This is a genomic window from Oceanobacter antarcticus (genome assembly GCF_044962685.1).
Classification (GTDB): Bacteria; Pseudomonadota; Gammaproteobacteria; order Pseudomonadales; family Oceanobacteraceae; genus Oceanobacter; species Oceanobacter antarcticus.
Genome location: NZ_JBBKTX010000123.1, coordinates 1 through 243 on the forward strand (window position 1 = coordinate 1; position 243 = coordinate 243).

The window sequence follows — 243 nt, forward strand, 5'->3', positions numbered from 1 at the left end:
TCCACGGTTTCGCATAACGGCAACTGGGCAAACACTCTCCGTAAATACGCGTAAGGCTCCAGGTCGTTCGCTTTGGCGGTTTCTATCAGGCTGTACATCATGGCGCTGACTTTTGCGCCACTCTGACTGTCACTGAATAACCAGTTTTTGCGCCCTATCGCAAACGGTCGGATAGCATTTTCGACGGGATTATTATCGATATGAAGTCGCCCATCGGTGAGGTAGACCGTTAGTTTGTCCCAG

The 243-nt window shown here is 50.6% G+C and carries 1 protein-coding gene; it reads right to left on the minus strand.

Annotated elements, in window-relative coordinates:
- On the minus strand, positions 1 to 243 hold a 243-nt coding region (locus WG929_RS21190), incomplete at both ends, for an IS66 family transposase (RefSeq protein ID WP_416207648.1).